5 protein-coding genes are annotated in these 7,208 nt (G+C 43.4%); 1 reads left to right on the forward strand and 4 read right to left on the reverse strand.

Annotated features, from left to right (window positions below; all coding sequences use genetic code 11):
* Positions 1 to 540: 540 nt before the first annotated feature.
* Complete coding sequence (locus tag WN50_RS20485; RefSeq protein ID WP_049560529.1) at positions 541 to 1,209, reverse strand: peptidoglycan-binding domain-containing protein; 669 nt, start codon at positions 1,207 to 1,209, stop codon at positions 541 to 543.
* A gap of 177 nt (positions 1,210 to 1,386) precedes the next feature.
* Positions 1,387 to 2,913 (reverse strand): carboxypeptidase M32, encoded by a 1,527-nt coding sequence (locus WN50_RS20490; protein WP_046281509.1) that lies wholly within the window; start codon positions 2,911 to 2,913, stop codon positions 1,387 to 1,389.
* 209 nt (positions 2,914 to 3,122) lie between these two features.
* Here WN50_RS20490 and WN50_RS20495 point away from each other — a divergent pair, with 209 nt between their 5' ends.
* Positions 3,123 to 3,566, forward strand: a complete 444-nt coding sequence (locus WN50_RS20495; protein WP_235441041.1) for a hypothetical protein — start codon at positions 3,123 to 3,125, stop codon at positions 3,564 to 3,566.
* A gap of 472 nt (positions 3,567 to 4,038) precedes the next feature.
* On the opposite strand, the gene WN50_RS20500 is transcribed toward WN50_RS20495, so the two are convergent.
* On the reverse strand, positions 4,039 to 5,100 hold the full coding sequence (locus WN50_RS20500) for an SGNH/GDSL hydrolase family protein (RefSeq protein ID WP_049560532.1): 1,062 nt from the start codon (positions 5,098 to 5,100) through the stop codon (positions 4,039 to 4,041).
* A 347-nt stretch (positions 5,101 to 5,447) separates the two neighbouring features.
* Positions 5,448 to 7,022 (reverse strand): lysine--tRNA ligase, encoded by a 1,575-nt coding sequence (gene lysS / locus WN50_RS20505; protein WP_046281510.1) that lies wholly within the window; start codon positions 7,020 to 7,022, stop codon positions 5,448 to 5,450.
* Positions 7,023 to 7,208 lie beyond the last annotated feature (186 nt).

Consider the following 7,208-nt stretch of genomic DNA (forward strand, 5'->3'; position numbering starts at 1 on the left):
CTTTGAGGGGTTCGTCTCCCCAGTCGTTCATCCCATTTCAGAGATAGTTTCGGTATGCCCTACCGTACTTGAGAAAAAAATGCTTGATTCTCTGTACTTGGTGCTTTAAGGTTTTATATGGCCAAAGCATTTCTTGCAAGAACCCCATACCTTAAGTTTTCAAGGTTCATTGCATCGATTAGATGCTGGGTTTTTCAACTGGTTGAATACCCTGCCAGTAGAGTTATTATAGCATTTGAAAGAGCCTTATATCCCCATACCTAAAAGGTAGGGGCGTGTGCGGCAATTTTTGGTAAACAAGGTTAATTGAGCTGGTTTGCCAAAAGGCAAGTTATAGCGCTTCGCGCAAGGCAACAGGCAATCATGCAAGAGGCACTCATGCGGAAAAAAGCTTGGTATAGTGAGGCTTTTGACTTTTCTTCATTCGGTGCGTTTGTAAATATACCAGTGCGAAGCACTATAAACCCAGAATTTCGGCTGTTAGAGATCACGCTGACTCAAAATAATTTGAACGGTGCTTTTTGAGATGTCGTCAACAGACTAACGCCACTCCTGACTCAAAGCCGTCCAGGTTTCTTGATCGACAACCCCGCTTTTTTCTAAGCCTTTTGCCTGTTGATAGGCGATCACAGCCGCTTGGGTGCGACTCCCAAACACGCCATCTACCGGGCCTGGATCATAACCTTTGACTTGCAAGCGGGTTTGCAGGGTGAGAACTTTAGATCCCTTCGTTCCCTTGGTTAAGACTTCTGCAACCGCGACGGGTTGGGGATCAGCTTCTAGGAGTTGCCAGGTACCGCGATCGACAATACCATTAACTTCCAGTCCTCGGGCTTGTTGAAAGGCTCTGACGGCCTGTTCGGTACGGGAACCGAAGACACTATCGATCCGACCCGGATCAAAACCATGCAGTTGTAGACGCTGTTGCAAGCCTGTGACTTGTGAACCTTGAGTTCCTGGTTCTAGAGTATAGCGTCGGAGCGGTTGAGGGGAAGCTTCATAAAAAGGCTGAGAAAACAGACGATCTTGGCTGGGTTTCTCGGGAGTCAACTCGGGAGAGCGTCTGATCGGAATTTGCTGTTCTTCGCTGAAACTGTAGTCTTTCGTTGGTAGGTCGGGGTTTGTGCCAGAGGTCGCCCGTGCAGTTGAATTAAATCCCAAAACAGCGACAATCAGTGAGCTGGCTAGGATAGCATTTCTGATAAACATGAGAGGTTATCCTGAACTTTATTGGTAGTTGATGAACATAGCGGATACACTTACTTGAATTTTATCATCTCGCTCCTACGGTCAAATCCGGTAAAAGATAGAAGATCTATTTAAGTCTAATTGCAAAATCTTTGAGGGGTGTACCGGAAAGGATAATCAATTACAAAACGTTAAAATCTAGAACTTGAGATTGTAAAGATATCCGTATTTGTTCCGAATGTAATTCATAAATGGATCAATACTTAATCCATTGCCTGTAACCCGTTCGAGGAGTTCCTGGGCTGTGTACTTGCGGCCATGCTGATAAATGTTAAGTTTCAGCCAGTCCTGCAAGCGCTGAAAGTTTCCCCGTTCGATTTCTACAGGAATTTCGGGATCATAGACAATTGCAGCCTCATAGAATTGAGCGCTGATTAAGTTCCCCAATGTATACCCGTGAAACATTCCCCCAATTAACCCAACATACCAGTGAACATCTTGTAAGACCCCGTTGGTGTCATTTGGGGGAATAATACCCAAATCTTTTTGATATCGTTCATTCCAGGCTTGCGGGAGGTCCTGCACCGCTAGAGTTCCTTCTAACATCGCTAATTCCAAATCGAAGCGAATCATCACGTGTAGGTTGTAGGTGACTTCATCCGCATCGGTGCGAATTAAAGACGGTTGTACTTTGTTGATCGCGCGATAAAATTGCTGGATTGACGTTTGTCCTAACTGACGGATAAACGTCCCTTGTAACTGTGGATAAAACCACTCCCAAAACCCGCGACTGCGACCAACTAAATTTTCCCATAACCGCGATTGACTCTCATGGACACTGAAAGCTGTTCCCGTCGCTAGAGGGGTTCCTTCTAACTCCGGTGCAATTCCTTGTTCATACAAAGCATGACCCGTTTCATGGATAGTGCTAAATAAGGCTTGCTCAAGATGATGTTCGTAAATTCGGGTCGTAATTCGCACGTCCCCTATCGAAAATTTTGAGGTAAAGGGATGTAAGGTTTGATCTTGGCGTCCTCGGTTAAAGTCATAACCCAGACGAAAAATTACCCCTTTGATAAAGCTGAGTTGCTCTTGTTCGGCAAAGAATTGATGAAGGCAAGAATTATCGATAGCGGGGGCGGCGGCGATCGCTTCAACCAGGGGAAGTAACTGTTGTCGCAACTGATGAAAAATCGGTTGGATAATCGCGACATTCATGCCATCGTCATTAGCCTCGATTAATGGGTCAGCAATATGTTGCCAATTTGTAAAAAAACTTGCCAATTCTTGAGAGAGATCTAAGGTTTTCTCTAGATAGGGTTGTACTTTGGCAAAATCATTGGCAGGTCGAGCTTCTGACCAGGCTTCATAAGCGGCGGCTTGATGACGGGATAACCTTGCCATAAATTCGCTTGGGACTCGAATCGCCCGTTGATAATCTCGACGAGCAATCCGAATCAAACTTGCGGCCAGGGAATCGTAAGAAAGATTTGCTTCGTAGGGACGCAAATCTTCCAAGAGTTGACCGAGTGCCGGATTTGTCAATTTTTCATGGGCAATCTGTTTGAGGGTTGCGATTTGACGCCCTCTAGCGGCAGCACCCCCGGCAGGCATATAGGTGGCTTGATCCCAATTGAGTAGGGAAACCACCGATTCAATATCGTTAACCTCACTCAAACGCTGTTCAAGTTCGATTAATTTGGGTTCCTTGTTCGGCAGTGGCATGATCGCGGTGTTGGTCAGATACAGACTATATCCTTTCTAGTGTGCCATTCATTCAGCTTAATCCTGACAGGGTTTAAGGATTAATCACCTACAGTCTTACTCAGAATCCCTTTAACCCTAGTCTCCAAAGCCACCCCCAATCCGGCAACTTGACTGTTGATATCTTGGTGTACAATCTGATGGTATTTTCGTGTTCCGAAGTGATTGATATGTCAACAATGACTTATAACGAGACAGCAAATTCGGTAACAGGTGAAGCAGATGCCAAGGCGAGAACACGCTTGCTTTTAACATTGTGGGCGCTTGGAGGAATTCAAGCCAAGGTTAAAAAAAGCGAACTCACCAGTAAGGTAAAGCAAAAACGCCAAGGGAAAAAAGTTGGCATCTATCAAGGACTCTATGATGAACTAAAAACAGCCGGAGCGATTCGCATAGAAAAGGAAAATCAAGTCCCTATGGTCTCCATGACAGAAACAGGAAAACGAATGCTAGTCCAAGCCCTTAAAGAGCCAGAGTTTGAGTTTGAAGGAACGGTCGTCGCCGCCCGATTAGCAAATGCTCTAGTGGAATTGATACGCCAAATTGATGATATCATTCCCTTGCCTAATTCAGAGGAAAGTAGCGAGGTGGAAGAAGATACACCTCCCCAATAACTGAGATGGGGCGCTTGAAAATCACACCCTCAAATCGTCTAATCCCTGCTTCTCAAATGACTTGATGCAAATCTATTGATTTGATTAAGTTCCTGGTCTGATTGGTATAACCTGAGCCGTTACGCTTTTTCAATTTGACTGCTATCAGCAAGAAAAGCCGATTGAATTCAATAGCATTATTCAGGTCGTGTTGTCGCCCTTATCGGGGTTGAAATTAAATGTTCCATCTTTTCGATTTTAAAGGGAGAATGTTGCTAAACAACGGTTTGATCGGCTGATAAAGTTTCGCTTCTCACGCATTTTCCTCTAGTATGAATAACCCTCGCTCTTGTAATAAAACCTCGATTCGCTCTCTCCTTGTGTTTGCTGGCTACTTGAAATTTTCCGAGGTGCGTTAGGTTAACGCACCTTTAAATTCAAGCCAAGATTCTATTGATTTTTTAAAATTCTCACAAGATTCGCCAGTCACGCTTCAATTTTTGCGGCGATTAGATGAAACTTGATTGAACAAAAATCCTAAACCCAATACACTCAAAGCGAGTACCGAGGTGGGTTCAGGAACTCTGGGAAACTGAGACTGTACCGTTGAGTAAGCAATGTCTGCAATAATTTGGTGAGTTGCTGTTGTCGGGTGAACTTGATCCCAAAAGAAATACTCATCAGGATTGGGCTGTTCGCAGCCGTTTTCTTGACAAAATTTGACGGCATTTGACCAACTATCTGTAACATTGGTAAATCCAAATTCACTGGGATTTTGCAGAATTTGGTTAAATGTAGCGTTAACATCAACTAAACCAATATTAGCACCTGTTAACGACTGATTTAACCCGTTGACGGCTGAACTTAAGTAGAAATTATGAGCCGCAGTTAATTGATTTAAAGGTTCTTGTAAGCCTAGATTTAAACCGAAGGGAGTATTCCCTAAACCCGGTAAATTTAAGAGCAAAAAGTTCCGAGCGCCAACCCCATAAAGCGACTGAACCGCATTCGAGATATTTGTAACCGGTATTGTCGGATCAGTAACCCCACCAAATCCATAGTCATTCGCTCCCGCCCAAACGACATAAAGCGCATCAGGATTTGCGGATTGATTTGTTGCTAATAAAGGTTGAATAAAATAATTGAGTTGTTGAGTTAATCCCGGCAACTCCATCGGAATATCGGGTCGGAGAATATTAATCGTATTGTTATCGCCCGATGTCGCCCCTCCAAAGGAATAATTTGTTCCATCAGAAGACTGAACCGGACTGGTAAAAGGAGTAGGATTTAAGCCCAATTTTGGGGTAAAATATTCTGTCCAAACAGGCCCGTTAGAAAAGCGTCCTTCAAAGGATAAAGGATTTTCGGGAACTTGTCCTCCGGTCATATAAAAAAGATTACCCGGATCAGAAAGACTATCACTAAAAACAAAGATTTGATCAAAACGAGAATCCAAGCTAGCAGCTTGAACCGGAACCGTTCCCAGGGTTCCTAATGTTAATAAGCCTAACAAAGAAGTGCTGAAGGCAAGGTGAGATGAGTAGATGCAAGACATAGATGACACTCTGGTTTAATCAAAAAATCTTTATGTTAGATAATTTAGCATTGACCTCCGTGAAAATACAGAGGATTTTGTAAAGCTTTCGCGAAATCTCTGTAAATGTTCGATAAAAATCTATAGCGCGAAGCGCTAGGCAAGAGGCAAAAGGCAAAAGGCAAAAGGGAGGAATTTGCGAAAGTCTAATCAGGCTTTTCACCATTCTTCGTTTCTGTGCTTATGTAAATAGACCTGCGCGCACTGCTATAACTTTAGATAATCTTTCCTGATTCAAATAGCCAATATTTCAAAGAAACTTTTTCAAATACCCGGTTTCTCGCAGAAACCAGGTACTTTATATTTGATTAAGAATCCTTCAACACGGAACGCATGGTTGGGAACATAATCACATCCCGAATACTTTGAGTATTGGTTAATAACATGATCAGTCGATCTACCCCAATTCCCATTCCGCCACAGGTTGGCATTCCTAATGATAACGCCTGGATAAAATCTTCATCCATCGGGTGTGCTTCTTCATCCCCTGCACTTTTTTGGGCGAGTTGTTCTTCAAAGCGTTTGCGTTGATCAACGGGATCATTTAACTCAGAAAACCCGTTAGAATATTCGGTACCATGAATAAATAATTCAAACCGTTCAACAAAACCCGGTTTAGAACGATGACGCTTGGCTAAAGGACTGACTTCAACGGGAAAATCAATCACAAATGTCGGTTCCATCAAGGTTGATTCTACCTTTTGATCGAACACCGCATACAACAAATAGCCTAAACTTTGCGTGTGTAATTTGGAGAGTTTTAAGTCGATTTTCTCGGCGGCTTTAATGGCTTCTTCTAACGTTAACGTCTCGAAATCTAAGCCTGTTTTTTCCCGCACGGCTTCCACCATTGTTTGCACTTTCCAATGCTTCCCTGTGAAACTGGGATAAATATCGGTGTAGTCATATTTGCGTTCTAGACTGAGTTTATCCTCGAGATAGTCAACTTCAGTCACATCCCCTAACACATCTTGAACGACTCCACAAATTAAGTCTTCAACTAACGTCATCAAGTCAAAATAATCCGCATAGGCTTGATAGGCTTCAATTGAGGTAAATTCAGGGTTATGAGTGCTATCAATCCCTTCATTTCTAAACACGCGCCCAATTTCAAACACTCGTTCAAAGCCGCCACAAACTGCCCGTTTTAAAAACAATTCTGTGGCAATTCGCAGATACAAATTAATATCTAAAGCGTTGTGATGAGTGCTAAACGGACGCGCCGCAGCCCCCCCATAAATCGCTTGTAAAACGGGAGTTTCGATTTCATCAAAATCCGCATTCCACAGATAGGTTCGCATACTTCTAATAATGCGACTGCGAAGTTTAAAGGTGGCAAAAGATTCGGGATTACTGACTAATCCTAACTCTCGATGACGCCGACAAATTTCAGGATCGTTAACGCCATAATAGGAGTCTGGAAAGGGAATAGTGGCTTTTGAAAGGACATCTAACCGTTCAACTTGTACGGAAAGTTCGCCTCGGTTTGTGCGACAGCCAATTCCTTCAGCGCTGATAAAATCTCCGGTATCTAATAACTTTTTAATTTGATTAAAGGAGAGTCCACCTGCTTCGCCTGTAACGAGTTTTTTCTCGATTTTCAGTTGAATGGTTCCCGACGCATCGGTTAAGCCAATAAAGCCAATACTCCCACTATCGCGCTTGAAGGTGATACGTCCACAGACTTTCAGGGGGACGGCTTGGGGGTCTGCAACGCCGTCTGCGAGTTCGTTTCCCGGTTGGGAGAATAGATCTTTGATCGCTTGGGTGGTGTGCGATCGCGCAAAAGACTGACTGGGGTAGGGGTCTATTCCCAGCGATCGCAACTCGTCTACTTTTCGAGAGCGGACTTCTGCTTCGTTGCGGGTTTCATTTTCAGCCATATTTAGGATTTCCTGTAGCAGTTCAATTGTAAAGTTCTATCATAACTTGTAACCCAACTGTATTTTTGCAGACGGCGATCGCATTTAATTCTTAAGTTTATCTAAAAAAAGTAGGTTGGGTTAAGCGAAAGTGCAACCCAACACCCCCATAATTTTTTTGAGCTTTTCTATTTTTCTCGATAATTT

The organism is Limnoraphis robusta CS-951 (assembly GCF_000972705.2).

Coding starts and splice junctions, on each gene's coding strand:
- WN50_RS20500 (WP_049560532.1), bottom strand. CDS start 5,100: ATGTCTTGCATCTACTCATCTCACCTTGCCTTCAGCACTTCTTTGTTA.
- WN50_RS20485 (WP_049560529.1), bottom strand. CDS start 1,209: ATGTTTATCAGAAATGCTATCCTAGCCAGCTCACTGATTGTCGCTGTT.
- lysS (WP_046281510.1), bottom strand. CDS start 7,022: ATGGCTGAAAATGAAACCCGCAACGAAGCAGAAGTCCGCTCTCGAAAA.
- WN50_RS20490 (WP_046281509.1), bottom strand. CDS start 2,913: ATGCCACTGCCGAACAAGGAACCCAAATTAATCGAACTTGAACAGCGT.
- WN50_RS20495 (WP_235441041.1), top strand. CDS start 3,123: ATGTCAACAATGACTTATAACGAGACAGCAAATTCGGTAACAGGTGAA.